15 protein-coding genes are annotated in these 17,544 nt (G+C 69.8%); 9 read left to right on the top strand and 6 right to left on the bottom strand.

Features of this window, described 5'->3' with window-relative positions; all coding sequences use genetic code 11:
- Nucleotides 1-31: 31 nt before the first annotated feature.
- From RPX00_RS28935 to RPX00_RS28910, 6 genes are all read right to left on the bottom strand, one after another.
- Complete coding sequence (locus RPX00_RS28935) at nucleotides 32-877, bottom strand: ABC transporter permease (RefSeq protein WP_406630056.1); 846 nt, start codon at nucleotides 875-877, stop codon at nucleotides 32-34.
- Nucleotides 874-1,857, bottom strand: a complete 984-nt coding sequence (locus RPX00_RS28930; protein ID WP_406630054.1) for an ATP-binding cassette domain-containing protein — start codon at nucleotides 1,855-1,857, stop codon at nucleotides 874-876. Before RPX00_RS28930 ends, RPX00_RS28935 begins: the two co-directional genes overlap by 4 nt.
- A gap of 24 nt (nucleotides 1,858-1,881) precedes the next feature.
- Nucleotides 1,882-2,451: an NADPH-dependent FMN reductase gene (locus tag RPX00_RS28925; RefSeq protein ID WP_406630052.1), complete on the bottom strand. Its 570-nt coding sequence runs from the start codon at nucleotides 2,449-2,451 to the stop codon at nucleotides 1,882-1,884.
- A 1,049-nt stretch (nucleotides 2,452-3,500) separates the two neighbouring features.
- The gene (locus RPX00_RS28920) at nucleotides 3,501-4,397 is read right to left on the bottom strand and encodes an ROK family protein (protein ID WP_406630050.1); all 897 of its coding nucleotides are present in this window, start codon (nucleotides 4,395-4,397) and stop codon (nucleotides 3,501-3,503) included.
- Nucleotides 4,394-7,261 (bottom strand): glycosyl hydrolase 2 galactose-binding domain-containing protein, encoded by a 2,868-nt coding sequence (locus tag RPX00_RS28915; RefSeq protein ID WP_406630048.1) that lies wholly within the window; start codon nucleotides 7,259-7,261, stop codon nucleotides 4,394-4,396. Before RPX00_RS28915 ends, RPX00_RS28920 begins: the two co-directional genes overlap by 4 nt.
- Nucleotides 7,258-8,691 carry an APC family permease gene (locus RPX00_RS28910; RefSeq protein WP_406630046.1) on the bottom strand — a complete coding sequence of 478 codons (1,434 nt, stop codon included), beginning with the start codon at nucleotides 8,689-8,691 and terminating at the stop codon, nucleotides 7,258-7,260. Before RPX00_RS28910 ends, RPX00_RS28915 begins: the two co-directional genes overlap by 4 nt.
- Before the next feature lie 426 nt (nucleotides 8,692-9,117).
- Here RPX00_RS28910 and RPX00_RS28905 point away from each other — a divergent pair, with 426 nt between their 5' ends.
- From RPX00_RS28905 to RPX00_RS28865, 9 genes are all read left to right on the top strand, one after another.
- Complete coding sequence (locus RPX00_RS28905) at nucleotides 9,118-9,645, top strand: GNAT family N-acetyltransferase (protein WP_406630044.1); 528 nt, start codon at nucleotides 9,118-9,120, stop codon at nucleotides 9,643-9,645.
- Between the two features lie 100 nt (nucleotides 9,646-9,745).
- Nucleotides 9,746-10,825 (top strand): DnaJ domain-containing protein, encoded by a 1,080-nt coding sequence (locus tag RPX00_RS28900; RefSeq protein ID WP_406630042.1) that lies wholly within the window; start codon nucleotides 9,746-9,748, stop codon nucleotides 10,823-10,825.
- 39 nt (nucleotides 10,826-10,864) lie between these two features.
- Nucleotides 10,865-11,542, top strand: a complete 678-nt coding sequence (locus tag RPX00_RS28895; RefSeq protein WP_406630040.1) for a DUF998 domain-containing protein — start codon at nucleotides 10,865-10,867, stop codon at nucleotides 11,540-11,542.
- Nucleotides 11,543-11,664: 122 nt separating this feature from the next.
- Nucleotides 11,665-12,420: a 3-oxoacyl-ACP reductase FabG gene (gene fabG / locus RPX00_RS28890; protein ID WP_406630038.1), complete on the top strand. Its 756-nt coding sequence runs from the start codon at nucleotides 11,665-11,667 to the stop codon at nucleotides 12,418-12,420.
- Between the two features lie 5 nt (nucleotides 12,421-12,425).
- A complete protein-coding gene (locus tag RPX00_RS28885) occupies nucleotides 12,426-12,878 on the top strand; it encodes a MaoC family dehydratase (RefSeq protein WP_406630036.1) in 453 nt (150 codons plus the stop codon).
- 35 nt (nucleotides 12,879-12,913) lie between these two features.
- Nucleotides 12,914-13,939: a phosphotransferase family protein gene (locus RPX00_RS28880; protein WP_406630034.1), complete on the top strand. Its 1,026-nt coding sequence runs from the start codon at nucleotides 12,914-12,916 to the stop codon at nucleotides 13,937-13,939.
- Nucleotides 13,939-15,192: an acyl-CoA dehydrogenase family protein gene (locus RPX00_RS28875; RefSeq protein WP_406630033.1), complete on the top strand. Its 1,254-nt coding sequence runs from the start codon at nucleotides 13,939-13,941 to the stop codon at nucleotides 15,190-15,192. Before RPX00_RS28880 ends, RPX00_RS28875 begins: the two co-directional genes overlap by 1 nt.
- Nucleotides 15,189-16,367, top strand: a complete 1,179-nt coding sequence (locus RPX00_RS28870; protein WP_406630032.1) for an acyl-CoA dehydrogenase family protein — start codon at nucleotides 15,189-15,191, stop codon at nucleotides 16,365-16,367. Before RPX00_RS28875 ends, RPX00_RS28870 begins: the two co-directional genes overlap by 4 nt.
- Nucleotides 16,364-17,458 (top strand): acyl-CoA dehydrogenase family protein, encoded by a 1,095-nt coding sequence (locus tag RPX00_RS28865; RefSeq protein WP_406630031.1) that lies wholly within the window; start codon nucleotides 16,364-16,366, stop codon nucleotides 17,456-17,458. Before RPX00_RS28870 ends, RPX00_RS28865 begins: the two co-directional genes overlap by 4 nt.
- Nucleotides 17,459-17,544 lie beyond the last annotated feature (86 nt).

The raw sequence follows: 17,544 nt of genomic DNA, 5'->3' as shown, positions 1-17,544 counted from the left end.
CGTCCGACGCTGGACGGCCGCCCGCGTCGGGTCACTTCCGGTTGTACAGCCGCATGGTCAGCGTCCCGAAGACCGCGGTCAGCGCGACCGCCGCGATCAGCGTCCAGCTGATGGCACCTCCGTCCCAGGCTCCGGACATCATCGAGCGCACCGCGGTCACCAGGTGGCTGATCGGGTTGGCCGAGACGAGGCCTTGGAGCCAGCCGGGCATGGTGGACGGGTCGACGTAGATGTTGCTGAGGAACGTCAGCGGCATGATCACCATCATGCTGACGCCCATCACCGATTTCTCGGACCGCAGCAGCAGCCCGAACATCGTCCACACCCACGACAGGCCGAACGAGAACACGAGCAGCAGCAGGACTCCCGCGGCCACGCCGCCTAGCCCGCCGTCCGGGCGGAAGCCGAGGATCAGGCCGACGACCATGATCACCACGGACGCGATCAGATAGCGCAGCACGTCGCCGAGGAGATAGCCGACCATCGGGGCGGGCCGCCAGATCGGGAGCGTGCGGAAGCGGTCGAAGACGCCCTTCTCGATGTCCGTGTTCACCGAGACCCCGGTGTACATCGTGATCATCACGACGCTCGACGCGAGGATGCCCGGCAGGAAGAACTGCAGGTACTGCGTGGGCGAACCGGCCAGCGCGCCGCCGAAGAGGTAGGTGAACATCAACGTCATCATGATCGGGAACGCGGTGACGTCGAACAGCTGCTCCGGCACGTGCTTGATCTTCAGCACCGCCCGCCAGCCGAACGAGAACGACGCGGACAGCGCGCTCGGCCGCGGCGGCCGTTCGGTGGCGAGCAGGACCGCGGCCAGGTCTTCCGGTTTCGGGGCCGCGAGGTCGAGATCGGGTTCCTTGACGGTGGTCACGCCGCCTCCTCGGTGGCTGTGCGAGCGGTGAGGGCCAGGAAAACCTCGTCGAGGCTGGGCTGGCCGAGGGAGAACGTGTCGACGGTGATGCCTGCCTTCGCGAGTTCCGCGAGGGCGCGCGACGCCCGGTCGGCGGCGGGCTCCTGCGCGTCCGACGACAGCCGGGCGGTGAGCGCGACCGGGTCGTGATCCAGCTGCACGACGGCGGACAAAGCGCGTTCCAGAAGTTCGGCGGCGGTGGCGCGCTGGTCGGCCTCCCGCAGGCGCAAGTGGACCGCGCCGACCCCGACCGACGCTTTCAGCTCGCCCTTCGTACCCTCGGCGATGACGCGGCCGTGGTCGATGACCGCGATCCGCGACGCCAGCTGGTCGGCCTCGTCGAGGTACTGCGTGGTGAGCAGGACGGTGGTGCCCTGCGCGACGATCGCGCGGACGATGTCCCACACCTGGTTGCGGCTGCGCGGGTCGAGGCCGGTGGTCGGCTCGTCGAGGAACAGCAGGTCCGGCGTGTTGAGGATGCTCGCGGCGATGTCGAGCCTTCGCCGCATGCCGCCGGAGTAGTTCTTCACCTGCCGCCGCGCGGCGTCGGTGAGCCCGAACGCCGCGAGCAGCTGCGCCGCCCGGTCCCGCGCGGGCCCGCTCCGGTGCCCCAGCAACCGGCCCAGCAGCACCAGGTTCTCTTGTCCGGTCAGGTCTTCGTCGACCGACGCGTACTGGCCGGTGAGGCTCACCCGGCTGCGCACGGTGTCGGCCTCGCGCACCACGTCGTGGCCGAAGACCCGCACTTCGCCGCCGTCCGGGCGGGACAGTGTGGCGAGCATCCGGACGGTGGTGGTTTTGCCCGCGCCGTTGGGCCCGAGGACGCCGTACACCGTTCCGGCGGGCACCACCAGGTCAACGCCGTCGACCGCGCGGGTCTCGCCGAATACTTTGACGAGCCCCGAAGTCTCGATCGCCGGTTGCCCGGCTGCGTTGGTCATGTGCTGTTCCTTCCCCTCAGTGAGTCATCCGCGATACGGCCGCGCACGCCGGCCGTCGCGCAGTGCCAGACCCCACCAGACCAGTTCGTCCAGTAGAGCAGAGACCGCATGGCCTGCGGATTCTCCGTGCGGACCCGCGCTCGGGTCGCCGCATTCGTGCTCGAGCAAGTCGAGACACACCGAATCCCGCACCGGAGCCGTGTGCAGTTCGGTGAAGACATCCCGGAGGTGCTCCACTGCGTACCGGCCGCCCGCGCGGTATCCGTAAGAGACGAAGCCGACCGGTTTGGCCCGCCACTCCTCGTACGCGCAGTCGATCGCCTGCTTCAGCGACGCCGGGAAGCTGCGGTTGTACTCGGGCGTGACCACGACATACGCCTCGGCCACCGCGATCCGCCTCGCGAACCCGGCCATGGCGGCCGTCGGCTCGGCGGGCAGCCGGGCCGGGATCGCGAACGTCGCGAGGTCGAGCACGTCGAGCACCAGCCCGCCGCGCCCGGCGGCCCGCTCGACGAACCATCGCCCGATCTCGCCGCCGACCCGGCCTTCCCGGGTGCTGGCGACGAGCACGGCTACCCGCAGCTCCTCGTCCACACTTCTTGGGCGCCAGATCGGTGCGCGGTGCTGCCAGGTCGGATCTAGCGGGCGCTGGGGCAGGTCAGCGGGCTGGTCCGGGCAGGAAGGAGGCGGCGGGGAGCGTGGCGGAGGGAGGCGCGAGACCGGATCTGGCGCGGCGGGCCGACAGGCTGCGCGGCGAGCAAGCGGATACAGCATGAGGAATCGGGAGCGCCAACCGCGAGACGCCGCGGCAGGAAGCGCGAGACTGGATCCGGCGCGACTCGCCCGACCAGCCCCACGACGAGCGATCGTGCAGGACACAGGACCGCGACACGCTGCGAGGGAAGCGAAACAAGTGCGCCGACAAGCCGCACCACAAACGACCGCACAACACGAAGAGCCGCGAGACACCGCAAAGGAAGCGAACCAAGTACCACCCACCGACAAGCCGCACGGCGAGCAACCGCACAGCATGAAGAACTGCGACAGTCGACCGCGACTGCGCGGTGGCAAGAGGAAACGACACCCGCATCGAGTGCCCGCCGTGCCGTGCCAACCGCGAGACACCGCAAAGGGAAGCGAATCAAGTACGACCCACTGACAAGCCGCACGGCGAGCAACCGCACGGCATGAAGAACCGCGACAGCCGACCGCGACTGCGCGGTGGCAAGAGGAAACGACAACCGCATCGAGTGCCCGCAGTGCCGTGCCAACGCGAGACACCGCTCGGGCGGCACGATCCGGACCGGATGAATGCAGGGGGTACGGACGGATCTGGCACCGCGGACGCGTTCGAGGTGCGACTGGCCCGACGTGCCCGAGCTGATCGTCGGAGGGCCCCGGACGGCGGCGGGAGCAGGTCTGCGGGGCTGTGAGGAACGATCATACGGGTATAGGTCGCTTATACCGCCAGCGATGGAGTCCTTTGTGGACGGTTAGCGGGCGACGCGGTCAGGGCCGGAATCGGTCCGGGGCCAGCTCACGCGACGTGAGTCGAGCGTCGCGGAAATCCGGACGCCAGCCGCACAATCCCGCCGAACAACGTGGTGCCCGTGACCGGCAGAGCGACAGCTCAACCCCGCCGGTCACGGAGTCTCACTCCCCAAAGCCACCGCCACCGCGCCCAGCAACGAAGCGTCCTGGTCGAACCGCGCGGCCACCAGCTCCGGTGGGAACGGCACGGCCGCCGCCAGGCGTTCTCTCAGCGCAGGCAACAACACATCAGCCGACCGCACCAACCCGCCGCCCACGGCGATCCGCGCGGGGTCGAACGCGATCGCCAGGTTGGCCACGTGCATCGAAAGCTCGTCCAGCGCCGAAGCGACCAGTTCCTTCGCTTCCGTGTTCTCCCTGGCCAGCGCGAACAACTCCCCCGCCGTCACCGGGCGGCCGAGCAGCTCCGTCGCGCGCGTGCCCAGCCATCGGCCTCCCACGGCTTCTTCCAGCGGGGCCGCTCCGCCGGCGAATCCGTCGGTGTCTTGCGGGGTCCGCAGGTTGTACCCGATCTCCCCGGCTGCTCCGTTCGCGCCGGTCAGCAGGCGGCCGCCGACCAGGACTGCGGCGGCTATTCCGGTGCCGAGGGACAGGAAGACCGCGGGGTCGGCGCCCTGCAAAGTTCCCCAGGTCCATTCCGCCAGTGCCGCGGCTTTGGCGTCGGTGCCGACTGCGACGGGGACGTCCGGGAACGCTGCCGACACCAGTTCGGCGAGGTGGAGTTTTTCCCAGCCGGGCACGTTCGGGGCCAGCAGGATGCGGTCCGGGAGCACGATTCCCGGGCTGACCACGCCGATCGCGGTGATCCGGGAATCGGCGACCAGCTCGGCGGCGGCTGCGAGCGCCCGGGTGACCACTTGTTCGGCGCCTGCCTCGGCGTCGGTGTCCAGGCGGCGGGTCGCCAGCAGCGTGCCGGTCCGGTCGGACAGGCCCAGCGCCACCTTCGTGCCGCCGAAGTCGATGCCCAGGATCAGGTCTTCCGATGTCACTCGCGGGTCCCCTCGATGACCGGCGGGACAGCCCCGTGGCTGTCCCGGTGCGGACCGGCGGGCACCACGACCCGGCCGGTGTTGAACCCGTCGACGCTGACGGTCGGGGCCGCGCCGTGCAGGTCGGCGGCCCGGTAGCGGACGGTCAGCGTCTGCGACTGGCCCGGCCACAACGTGATGTCGTTGTCGTCCCAGGTCGCGGCCGGCAGCTGCGACCCGTCCGTAGAGCGGCGCAGGTCCGCGCGCAGGAAGAAGCTGACCGCGGAGGTCTTCGACGTGTTGGCGACGGTGACCGTCGTCGCGGTGTCCGTGCCGTCCGGGCCTCGCGACGGGCGGGTCGAAGCGGTGACGTCGACCTGCGACTTCGGCAGGTCGCGCAGGGCGGTCAGGTCGCTGTACTGGCTCATCGTCGCCTGCGGGTTCTGCAGCGTCTTCGCCCAGTCGACGACGTCCTTCTGCGTGGACATCCAGTAGACGTTCCGGTCCACGACCTTCCCCGCCTGGCGCACCTGCAGCTCCACGAAGTACGCCTGCGCCTTCGCGGGTGCCTTCGTCTCCGCCGGGACCTTCGGCTTCAGCAACCCGGTCGCGACGCCTTGGCTGTCCAGCGAAACCGCCGGAGCGGTCTGGTCGTCGAGCACCTTGCCCGCCGCGTCGTACACCTTGGACTGCACGGAAATCCCGTTCTGCCGGGAAGCGCCCAGGTTCGACAGCGCGACTGTGCCGTTGTCGTAGGTGTACAGCGCGTGCAGCGGCTTATTCGCCTTCTGCGCGCCGAAATACGCGCCAGGCTGGTCACCGTCGTTGTTGTACAGCGACCACAGCAGCGTCGGCCAGCCCTTGTTCAGCTGCCAGTACACGACGCCGGTCGACGGGTTCTTCCGGTCGTTGGAGTGCGCGAGGAACGCCTCGAACTGGGAACGGGTGTTCTCGTAGTTCGCGACCTGCGCGGACTCCACATAGGACTCCAGCGAATCCCATTTGCCGTACCGGCGGGCGATCGACTCGTCCAGGGTGTACAGCGTGCCGAACTTGTAGCCGCCGTGCCCGGATTCGTAGTTCGCGTGGTACTGGTTGTACGCCGGGTCCTGCCACAGTTTCGCCTGCTCCTCCGGCGAAAGGAACCGCCGGATCGAGTCCAGCGTCGGCACCGTGTGCCCGGCGCTCTGTTCGCTGGCGAAACCCCAGGCGCCGCCCGCGTTCGTGCGGCTCGGGTCGGTCTTGTCGAAGGTCGAGGAGTCGTACCAATAGGTCGGCGGGACCCAGTCGTAAGGGCCTTCCTTCTCCCCCGACGGGCCGAGCGTCTTGGTGCTCTTGTACTCCGCCGACGCGGTCACCGGCACGTCCCAGTCGGCCGCCTTGAACGCGCTCAGCGTCTCGGTTTCCTGGCTCGGGATCGGCGCGTTGTCGCTCCAGCCGTAGGTGATCACGCTGGGGTGGCTGCGTTCGGCCTGCGCGATCGAGTACGCGGAGTCGTGCATGATCCGGTAGTCGCGCTCGGTCAGTTTCTCCGGATGTTCCGGCTGCCAGGCGTCACAGCACATGAATCCGCCGAGCACCAGCAGTCCGGCGCGGTCGGCCTGCTCGTAGAAGTCCGCGGGCATGTCGTGGCCTTCGAGCCGGACGCCGGAAAGGCCGAGGTTCTTGATCAGCGCCAGCTGATGCGCGATGTCGGCCTTGTTGTAGCGCAGGAACAGATCCGGCGCGAAACCGCCGCCGCGGAACACGAAATCGCGGCCGTTGACCGCGAACTTCCGCGCGCCGTCCGGCAACGCCGGGGACTTCCCGACCAGCTTCGACGTCACCGTCCGGATCCCGAACGTCTCCGACGACGACGTCGACACCACGCCGCCCTGCGAAACTGTCGTACCCAAGGTGTACAACGGCTGTGCACCCATCGAGTACGGCCACCACACCTCAGGCTTCACGATCTTCAACTGCGGGAACTTCGCCGGCGTGAACGTCACGGTTTGCTTGGCATGCGCGGGAATCGTCACGCGCTGCTTCACCACGATCGGCGCGCCGCGGCCCGGCGGCGTCACTGTCGCGGTCACCTCGCCGGTCTGCGGCACGGCCGAGTCGTTCGTGACGTCGACCTTCGCGGTCAGCGAGGACGTCGACAGATCGGCCGCGTTGTCCTGCACCACGTGCGCGTTGTCGCCGCTCAGCGCGTCCGACAGCTGAAGCGTGGGCGGGAACTGCAGACCGGTGTTGTTGTCCGGCACGATCTGTGCCCAGTCGGCCTGGTCGAGCGTGTACATCGAGTTCGGGTCGTTCGGGTACATCTTGACCGCGAGCGTGTTCTTGCCCGGCCGCAGGAGTTTCGTGACGTCGAAGGTGTGGCCAGCGTACGCGCCGCTCACCACGTCCTTGCCCGCGACGAGCGTGCCGTTCACCCACACGTCGCCCTCGCCGACGACGCCCGGGATGGTCAGCTTCGCGTTCTTGCCCGGCCGGAACCCGGGGTCGAAATCGGTGCGGAACCACCACGGGTCCATGAACTGCTTCGTCACGACCGGTCCGCGCTTCGCCTGGTAGCCGAAGCACTTGCGCATGTTGTCCGAATAGAACACGTTGGGGCACTTGCCGTTTTGCACCAGCGCGTTGATTTCGGTGCCCGGCGCGCCCGCGTCGTCCGGCTTCACCTTCAGCCATCCGCCGGTCGGGTAACCCGGCTTCGACACCGCCGTGCCGTCGTCCTTGACCTGCGCGGTCGTCAGCACCTGCCAGCCGCCGAGGCCGATCGTCGACGGTCCCTGCGGACGCGCCGCCTCCGTTTCCGGCTGCTGCGCGGAAGCGGTGGCCGTCACGACGCCGGGAACGAGGACCAGCGCGGCGATCCCGGCGATCAGCGGCTTCCTCACGACTCCACCCCCGCGGTCTGGGACGCGAACGCCTCGCGGATTTCCTTGGGCCCGAACGGCCACACCTTTTCCTTCGCGGCGTACAGAGCGAAGGCGATGAGGCCCAGGGCGATCCAGGCAGCCGTCAGCCACTTCGACAACGGCGTAGCGGAATGGAAGACGTAAATCCAGCCGATGAGCGCGATGATCGTCGGCACCGGATACAGCACCTGCCGGTACGGCCGCCGGAGATTCGGCTGACGGCGGCGCAGCACGACGATCGCCGCGACCTGCGCGAGCGACTGGATGATGACCAGCACGGTGACCGCCGCGTTGATGACGTCGGTCAGCGTGAACAGCGAACCGATCGCGGTGATCAGGCCCATCGCGAGCACGCCCGCGGTCGGGAGGTTCAGCTTCGGGTGCAGTTTGCCGAACACCGGCAGGAACACCTTGTCGCGCGCGGCTTCGAACGGCACCCGCGACCCGCCGAGCAGACCGGCGAACACCGAACCGACCGCGGCGATCACGATGAAGACGGTGACGATCTTCGCGGTCGCCGAACCCCACGCCTGCTCCAGCACCGTCGACGCCACGGACGTCGCGTTCTTGAGTTCCTCCAGCGGCGTCGAGCCGAGAACGCCCACCTGCAGCAGGAAGTAGAGCGTCATGATGCCGAGGATGGAGAAGATGATCGAGCGCGGGAGCGTGCGGCCCGGGTTCCGGACCTCGCCGCCGAGGTACGCGCTGGTGTTGTAGCCGAGGTAGTCGTAGACGGCGATGACCAGGCCCGCGCCGAGGCCGGACCAGAACGAGCCGCCCCAGCTGAAAGCCCCTGGGGTGAAGGCGAACGCCTGGTGCCCGTCGAAGTGCGTGAAGGCCGCGATGATCACCGCGAAGACGGCGAACAGCATGATGAGGAACAGCGCGGTGGTGAGCTTGCTGATCTGGCCGATCCGGCGGAACAGCGCGAGCACGATCAGCACGATGATGCCGATGCCGATGACCTTGCCCAGCGGGGTCACGCCGTCCGCGTCGGTCACGCCGGGCACCAGGTAGCCGAGGTACTGGACCAGCCCGATGATGCCGGTGGACATGATGAGCGGGATGAACAGCACCGCGCTCCAGGCGAAGAGGAACGGCATCAGCCTGCCCGAGCGGTACTGGAACGCCTCCCGCAGGTAGATGTAGGTCCCGCCGGCCCCGGGCAGCGCCGCGCCCAGTTCGGCCCACACGAGCCCGTCGGCGAGGGCGATGATCGCGCCGATGATCCAGCCGAACATCGCCTCCGGGCCGCCCATCGTCGCGACCATCGCCGGGATGGTGACGAACGGGCCGATCCCGCACATCTGCGTCATGTTGATCGCGGTCGCCTGAAGCGGCCCGATCCGGCGTTCGAGACCGGTCCGCGGAAGGGGCGAGGAGTCCCCCGGGCGGGTGGGTGCGCTCACGTCGTGCCTCCGTCCAATAGTTAGTAAAGCTTCTTAACATAGAATGAACGGGGTGCGGAAGGGCTGCGTCCGGAAAGTTGCCGAAACCGGTGCGGGAGTGGGAGATGGGGACGGTGGGGCGCGGGTCCGGAGAGGAGGGCGGGACCCGGCGGCAGCACGGCGGCAGACCGGACCCCGGCGACAGCGCCGCAGCCAACCCGAACCCGGTGGCAGCGCCGCGTCCAGCCCGACCCCAGCGACAGCGCAGCAGACCGGACCCCAGCAGCAGCACCACAGCCAACCCGACCCCAGCGACCGCACCACAGCAGACCCGACCCCAGCGGCAGCGCCGCCACCTGCGAGGACAGCCGGAAAACGAGCTGACGGCCGGCCGCGCGACTGTCAGACTGCTTCCCGTCGTCCGCCGGGCTGGGGAGGGTTCGCCTGATGTCGCAACCGATCTTGCGCACTGAGCGCATCCGGCTGGTCCCGTTGTCCGCCGGACATCTCGAGCACCTCGTCGAACTCTCCGCCGACCCGGAAGTGATGCGGTATCTGGCCGGCGTGCTGACTCGCGAGCAGGCGGCGGAAGAGCTGCGAAAGACCCTCGCGTACGCCGGTCGCGGCCTCGGGTGCTGGGCGGGGTTCGTCGAAGCCGGTTTCGCCGGTCTCTGGTCCCTGCGGCCGGGGGAATCCGCGGGACAGGCCGAACTGGGGTACCGCCTGCACCGCCGGCATTGGCGTCAAGGATTCGGCAAGGAGGGCGCGCGCGAAATGCTCCGGCACGGGTTCCGCGACGTCGGGCTCGACCGCGTCTACGCCCGTACCGCGGCCGCCAACAAAGGGTCCCAGGCGACGATGGCCTCGATCGGGCTCCGGCACGTCCGGGACTTCGTCGCCGACCCGGAGTACTTCGCGCCCGGCGACGACCTCCACGCCGTCGAGTACGCCATCGGCCGCGAGGAGTGGGCGTAGCGGACAGGTTCACTCCGGCGCGCCGCGGAGGCGGATGGCGCGCCGCCTCGGCGACCCCATATCGTTGCGCGGGCAGCCGTCCGGAGGTGGAACCCGAACCGTGCCCGACTACTACGCGGTACTCGGCGTGGGGAAAACCGCGTCCCCCACGGAGATCAAGGCCGCCTACCGTCGGCTGGCCAAGACGCTGCACCCGGACGCGGGCGGCACGGTCGGCACCTTCCAGCTGTTGCGCGAGGCCTACGACACCCTCGCCGACCCCAACGAACGCGCGCGCTACGACGCCGGCGTTCCCGCCGCCTCGATGCCCAAACCCCGGCCGCGGCGGCGGTTCGGCGAGCAGCCCGGCTACCGGCCGGAAGCGCCGGACATCGATCCGGAAAGCCTGGAGTGGTGGTCCTTCGCGGCCGCCGACCCGCGGATGCGGCACGGGCGCAGGCGCGGGCCGGGGCACACGCCGGTGGTCGCGGCGGTCGCCGGCGCGGTGCTCGTGCTGCTGCCGCTGCTCGCCGGGATCGAGTTCACGCCGCCGGTGCTGATCGTCTGGCTCGCGCTCACCGCGGGCACCGCGCTGCTCGTGCACCGGCTCGCCCGTGGCTTCCTGTCCGCACGCCGCGCCCGGCACGCTTTCGCCGAGGAATTCGGCGGCAGCGCGGTGTTCGGCTCCCCTGGCGCCGAGGCCGACGAACTGGCCGAACGGCTCACCGCCGACCTGCTGGAGCGGTATCTGACCCGGTTGCCCGGCGCGCGCATCTTCCACGGTCTCGCGTGGCCCGGTTCGGTGTTCGCCGACGTCGACCACGCGGTGCTGTGCGGGAAACGCCTGGTGCTGGTCGAGTCGAAGCTGTGGCTTCCCGGGCACTACGAGACCGCCGACGACGGACGGCTGCTGCGCAACGGGCGGCCGTTCCGCGGCGGCGGCAGCCAGCTGGAAGAAAGCCTCGACCGCTACCGCGAGCTGCTGCCCGGCGTCGCGCTGCGCGGCGCGATGATCGTGTACCCCAGCCGGGACGGCGAGGTCACCACTGCCGAACCGGACGGCGAACCCGGTCCCCCGATGACGCCGGAGCAGTTCCTGCACGAGATCGGCGGCTGGCTGTCCGCCGAACCGTCCACTGTGGACCACAACGCGCTGCGCACGGTGCGCGCGCAGGTCACCGGGTCCGGCCGGGCGGCCTGACTCACCGGGGACATATCCGGCGCCTGTCACGCTGGGTGCATGACGACCGTGCCCGCGGACCGCCGTCCCGCCCTGCTCGCGCTCGCCGGGATCGCCGCGCTCGCCCTCGGCGCCGTTCTGGTGCTGCTGTTGCAGGTGGTGCCGCCCACCGACGAGATCAGCGTGACCCGGCGGACCATCAGCGAATACGGGCTGTCGGACCACAAATGGGTGTTCAACCTGGCGCTCGTGCTGGTCGCGGCCGGTTCTGCGGTCGCGTTCGCCGTGCTGCGGCTGCAGGGACGGCTGCCGGTCCTCGCGGCGGTGTTCGGGGCATGCTGGACAGCCGGGTTGCTCGTGATCGTCGCGTTCCCCAAGACCGACTGGGCCAACGCCGCGGCCACCGGCGCGGGCGGCACGCTGCACCGGATCGCCAGCGTCATCGCCTTCGTCTGCCTTCCGCTCGCGGTGCTGGTCTCGGCGCGGACGGCCTTTCCGGACTCGCCGCGCCGCCGGTTTCTCGCCCGCGCGCTCGCCGTGGCGTCGCTCGCGTGGTTCGCGGTGATCCTCGGCGCGGTCGCCGTCGCCGCGACGACCGGACAGCACTGGTGGCTGCTCATCCCGCTGGGCCTCGTCGAACGCGGGATGGCGCTCACCGAACTCGTCGCGCTCGCCGCACTGGCCGCCCCGCCCGGACACCGCCCCCGATCGGACGAGGGACTCGCGATCGACGCGTAATAAGCGTACGCTTAGCCGCCAGCGACAGGTGCCGCTCCGTGGCATCCTGCGCAGGCAGTCCGAGCGTGCCCAGCCTGCCCGGACGTGCCGAGCAGGCTTTCCCCGACGATGAGGAGAACCCCGTGACCGCTTCCCGTGTGGCCATCGTGACCGGAGCCGGCCGTGGCATCGGCGCCGCCGTAGCCCGCCGCCTCGCCTCCGACGGGTTCGCCGTCGGCCTGCTGGACCTCGACGAGGCGGGGGTCAAGCAGGGAGCCGAGGCGATCGTCGCCGACGGCGGCCGCGCGGTCGGCGTCGCGCTGGACGTCAGCGACGCCGAGCAGGTCGAGGCCGCGGTGACCCGCGTGGCCGAGGAACTCGGCGCGCCGACCGTGCTGATCAACAACGCCGGCATCACCCGCGACAACCTGCTGTTCAAGATGTCCGAACAGGACTGGGACTCGGTGCTGAACGTGCACCTGCGCGGTTCGTTCCTGATGACCCGCGCGGTGCAGAAGTACCAGACGCAGGAGAAGTGGGGCCGGATCGTCAACCTGTCCAGCACGTCCGCGCTGGGCAACCGCGGGCAGGTCAACTACTCCGCGGCCAAGGCGGGCATGCAGGGCTTCACCAAGACGCTGGCGATCGAACTGGGCAAGTTCGGCGTCACCGCCAACGCGATCGCGCCCGGGTTCATCGCCACCGACATGACCGCGGCGACCGCCGAACGCGTCGGCATGAGCTTCGAGGACTTCAAGGCCGCGGCCGCCTCGCAGATCCCGGTGCAGCGCGTCGGCACGCCCGAGGACATCGCGAACGTCGCGTCGTTCCTGGTCAGCGAGGGCGCGGGATTCGTGTCCGGCCAGGTCATCTACGTCGCCGGCGGACCGAAGGACTGATCTCGATGCGCGTGTTCTCCGACGTCGCCGAACTCGCCGAAGCCGTCGGCGGGTCGCTGGGCACGAGCGAATGGCACACCGTCTCCCAGGAGCAGGTGCAGCTGTTCGCCGACGCCACCGGCGACCACCAGTGGATCCACCTCGACCGGGAAAAGGCGGCTGCGGGCCCGTTCGGCTCGACGATCGCGCACGGGTTCCTCACGCTGTCGCTGATCCCCGCGTTCCTGCCAGAGATCTACCGGGTCGACGGCCTGAAGATGGGCATCAACTACGGCCTCAACAAGGTGCGGTTCCCGCAGCCGGTGAAGGTCGGCTCGCGGGTGCGCGGGAGCGCCGAGCTGGTCGAGCTGACCGACGTGCCCGGCGGCAAGCAGGCCGTGGTGCGCTGGACCGTCGAGATCGAGGGCGAGGACAAGCCCGCCTGCGTCGCCGAGATGGTTTCCCGGCTCATCGTCTGAATTTTCTTGACCTCGTACGAATGGGAGTCCTTCCGATGCCCGAAACCGACCCGCCCGGCCTCGATCTGGCGAGGCTGCGCGCCCATCTCGACCGCGAGCGGCCCGGGCTCGTCGCCGGTCCGCTCACCGCGGACGTGGTGCAGGGCGGGCGGTCCAACCTCACCTATGTCGTGTCGGACGGCGCGCACCGCTGGGTCGTGCGCCGTCCGCCGCTCGGGCACGTCCTGCCCACCGCGCACGACATGCGGCGCGAGTTCCGCGTGATGAGCGGGCTCGCCGGAACTCCGGTGCCGGTGCCGGAAACCGTGCTGCTGTGCGAGGACGCGGACGTGCTCGGCGCGCAGTTCTACGTCATGGAGTTCGTCGAGGGCACCCCGTACCGGACTGCGCGGGAGCTGGAGCAGCTCGGTCCGCAGCGGACGAGGGCGATCGCCGATTCGCTGGTGGACACGCTCGTCGACCTGCACGCGGTCGATCCGGAGGCGGTCGGGCTCGGCGATTTCGGCCGACCGGACGGCTTCCTGGAACGCCAGCTGCGCCGGTGGAAGAAGCAGCTCGACGGTTCGCGCAGCCGCGATCTCCCTGGCGCGGACCGGCTGCACGACCAGCTCGCCGCCGCGATCCCGGCGTCCGGCCCGCCGGCCATCGTGCACGGCGACTACCGGCTGGACAACGTGCTCGTCGACGGCGAGGACCGGATCACCGCGGTGCTGGACTGGGAGATGTCCACCCTCGGCGACCCGCTCACCGACCTCGGCCTGATGATCACCTACGCGCAGCGGGACCAGCTGTCGCTGCCGATGGTGTCCAACGCCAGCAGCGCGCCCGGCTATCCGGACACCGACGAGACGATCGCCCGCTACGCGCAGCGCTCCGGCCGTGATCTGTCGGCGCTGAACTGGTACGTGAGCTTCGCGTACTTCAAGCTCGCGGTGATCCTCGAAGGCATCTACTTCCGTTTCCAGCAAGGCAAAACCGTCGGCGAGGGCTTCGACCAGATCGGCGCCGCGGTCGCCCCGCTGATCGAACAGGGCAGCAAGACGCTCACCAAGGAGAACTGATGGACTTCGCGTTCGACGCCCGCACTGAGGAACTGCGCGGGCAGCTGCTCGAATTCATGGATTCGCACGTCTACCCCGCCGAGGCGGTCTTCCACGACCAGCTCGCCGCGCGCACCGACCCGTGGTCGCCGCCGCCGGTCGTCGACGAGCTGAAGGCGGAGGCGCGCAAGCGCGGCCTGTGGAACTTCTTCCTGCCCGGCGACCACGGTGTTGGTGCCTCCAATGCCGGCGGGCATGGGCGTGGACTCACCAACCTGCAGTACGCGCCGCTGGCCGAGATCACCGGCCGCAGCCCGCATCTCGCGCCCGCCGCGGTGAACTGCGCCGCGCCGGACACCGGGAACATGGAAGTGCTGACCATGTTCGGCAGCGAGCAGCAGAAGAAGCAGTGGCTGGAACCGTTGCTGGCCGGGGAGATCCGCTCCGCGTTCGCGATGACCGAACCCGAGGTGGCCTCCTCCGACGCGCGCAACATCGCGACCAGCATCCGCCGCGAGGGCGACGAGTACGTCATCAACGGGCGCAAGTGGTACATCACCGGCGCGATGAACCCGAACTGCAAGATCTTCATCGTGATGGGCAAGACCGATCCGGACGCGCCCGCGCACAAGCAGCAGAGCATGATCCTGGTCCCGCGCGACACGCCGGGCCTGACCGTCGTGCGCGGCATGCAGGTGTTCGGCTACGCCGACGGCGACCACGGCGGGCACGCCGAGGTGCTGTTCGAAGACGTGCGGGTGCCCGCGGAGAACCTGATCGCCGACGAGGGTTCCGGTTTCGCGATCGCGCAGGCCCGCCTCGGGCCCGGCCGCATCCACCACTGCATGCGCGCGATCGGCATGGCCGAGCGGGCGCTGGAGGCGATGTGCCGCCGTACGCTGTCGCGCGAGACGTTCGGCCGTCCGATCGCCGATTCGGGCGTGGTGCAGGACTGGATCGCCGAGGCGCGCGTGCGGATCGAACAGCAGCGGCTGCTGGTGCTGAAGACCGCGTGGCTGATGGACACCGTCGGCAACCAGGGCGCGCACACCGAGATCCAGGCGATCAAGATCTCCACCCCGCTGGCCGTCGAATGGATCCTGGACAAGGCGATCCAGGCGCACGGCGCGGGCGGCGTCTCGCAGGACTTCCCGCTGGCGGAGATCTGGGCCGGGGTGCGCACGCTGCGGCTGGCCGACGGCCCGGACGAGGTGCACAAGCGGTCGCTGGCGCGGCGCGAGCTGAAGAAGTACCGGACGGAGGCGGCCAAGTGACCGCCGAGGAGCTGCGCGCGCAGGTCGCCGCGTTCCTCGCGGCGCACAACCCTTCTGAAATGTCCACTGTGGACTTCCTGCGGGCGCGGTTCGACGCCGGGCTCGCCTGGGTGCACTTCCCCGAGGGGCTCGGCGGCCAGGGCGCGCCGCGCGAGCTGCAGGGCGAGGTCGAGGCCGCGTTCGCCGAAGCGGGCGCGCCGGACAACAACCCGCGCCGGATCCTGATCGGGCTCGGCATGGCCGCGCCGACCATCCTCGCGTTCGGCACCGAGGAGCAGAAGAAGCGCTACCTCCGTCCATTGTGGACCGGCGAGGAGGTGTGGTGCCAGCTGTTCAGCGAACCGGGAGCCGGCTCCGACCTCGCCGCGCTGGGCACGCGCGCGGTCCGCGACGGCGACGACTGGGTCGTGACCGGGCAGAAGGTGTGGACGTCCAGCGCGCATCTCGCGCAGTGGGCGATCCTCGTCACCCGCACCGACCCGGACGTGCCGAAACACCAGGGCATGACGTACTTCCTGTGCGACATGACCGCGCCCGGCGTCGAGGTGCGGCCGCTGCGCCAGATCACCGGCGAGGCGGAGTTCAACGAGGTCTTCCTCACCGAGGTGCGGATTCCGGACTCGCAGCGGATCGGCGCGGTCGGCGAGGGCTGGAAGGTCGCGCAGACCACGCTGATGAACGAACGCGTCGCGATCGGCGGCAACGCGATGCCGCGCGAGGGCGGGATGATCGGGATCGTCGCGAAGACGTGGCGGGACCGTCCGGACCTGCGCACGCCGGAACTGCGCGACCGGCTCGTGCAGCACTGGGTCGAGGCGGAATCGCTGCGGCTGGCCGGCGCCCGGCTCCGGCAGCAGCTCGCCGTCGGCGCGCCGGGTCCGGAGGGTTCGGCGATGAAGGTGGCGTTCGCCGAGCTGAACCAGGCGCTGTCCGGGCTGGAGCTGGAACTGCTCGGCGAGGAGGGCCTGCGCTACGAGGACTGGACGATGCGCCGCCCGGAGAACGTCGACTTCTTCGGCCGCGACGCCGGGTACCGGTACTTGCGCGCCAAGGGAAACTCGATCGAGGGCGGTACCTCGGAGGTGCTGCGGAACATCATCTCCGAACGCGTGCTGGGGCTGCCGTCCGAGCCGCGGGCGGACAAGGACGTCGCCTGGAAGGACCTGCCGCGATGAGCACGCCGGACCTGCTGTACTCGGATGTCGAAGAGGATCTGCGGTCCTCGGTGCGGTCCCTGCTCGCGGACCGGGCCGGTCCGGTCGAGCTGCTCGCCCGGGTGGAAACGGACACGCCGTACGACCTTTCGCTGTGGAAGACGCTGGCCGCCGATCTCGGCACGGCTGGCTTGATGGTGCCGGAATCCCTTGGCGGGCACGGGGCTTCGACGCGCGAGGTCGCGGTCGTGCTGGAGGAACTGGGCCGGAGCGTCGCGCCGGTGCCGTTCCTGGGCAGTGCGGTGCTCGCGACCGCGGCGCTGCTTCCGACCGGCTCGGACCTGCTCCCCCAGCTCGCTTCGGGCGCGGTGACGGGTGCTTTGGCGGTGCCTTTGTCGACTGCGCCGGGTGCTGACTTCCCTTCCACCGTACGGTCTGCAGGCGGTGTTCTGACCGGCCGAGTGTCCACAGTGGTCGATGCGTCGGTGGCGGATGTGCTGGTGGTCCCGGCGGTCGGCCCGGACGGTCCCGCGCTGTACGCCGTGGACGCCTCCGCGGCGACGGTGACCGAGGCTGTGTCGCTGGACCTGACGCGTCGGATCGCCGATGTGACCTTCGAATCCGCTGCCGCGCAGGAGATCTGCACTGGCTCGGCTGCTTCGGAGGCGTTGGACAACGCGCTGACCACGGCGGCCGGGTTGCTGGCTTCGGAGCAGACCGGGATCGCCGAGTGGGCGCTGACCGAGACCGTCACGTACCTGAAGGGCCGGTACCAGTTCGGCCGTCCGGTCGGCGGTTTCCAGTCGCTGAAGCACCGGTTGGCGAATCTGTACACGGAACTGGTCAATGCGCGGGCGACAGCCCGGTACGCGGCGGACGCGCTGGCGACGGGGAACGACGTGCCGATCGCGGTGGCCGTGGCGCAGGCCCGGGTGTCGCCGATCGCGGTGCACGCGGCGGAGGAAGCCGTTCAGCTGCACGGCGGGATCGGGATGACGTGGGAGCATCCGGCGCATCTTTACCTGAAGCGGGCCAAGAGCGACCAGATCGCGTTCGGCACGCCTGGGCGGCATCGGGCCCGGCTGGCTGATCTGGTGGATCTGCCTGCGTGAGTCGTGAGTGGCAATCCCGGTTCTAAGCGGGATTGCCGCTCACGACCCTCCGGCAGCAGGCGACGAGGCCGCACCCCTCGGAAACG

It is taken from the genome of Amycolatopsis sp. WGS_07 (genome assembly GCF_045278895.1).
Lineage (GTDB): Bacteria > Actinomycetota > Actinomycetes > Mycobacteriales > Pseudonocardiaceae > Amycolatopsis.
This window is presented reverse-complemented; position numbering and strand designations above follow the sequence as displayed.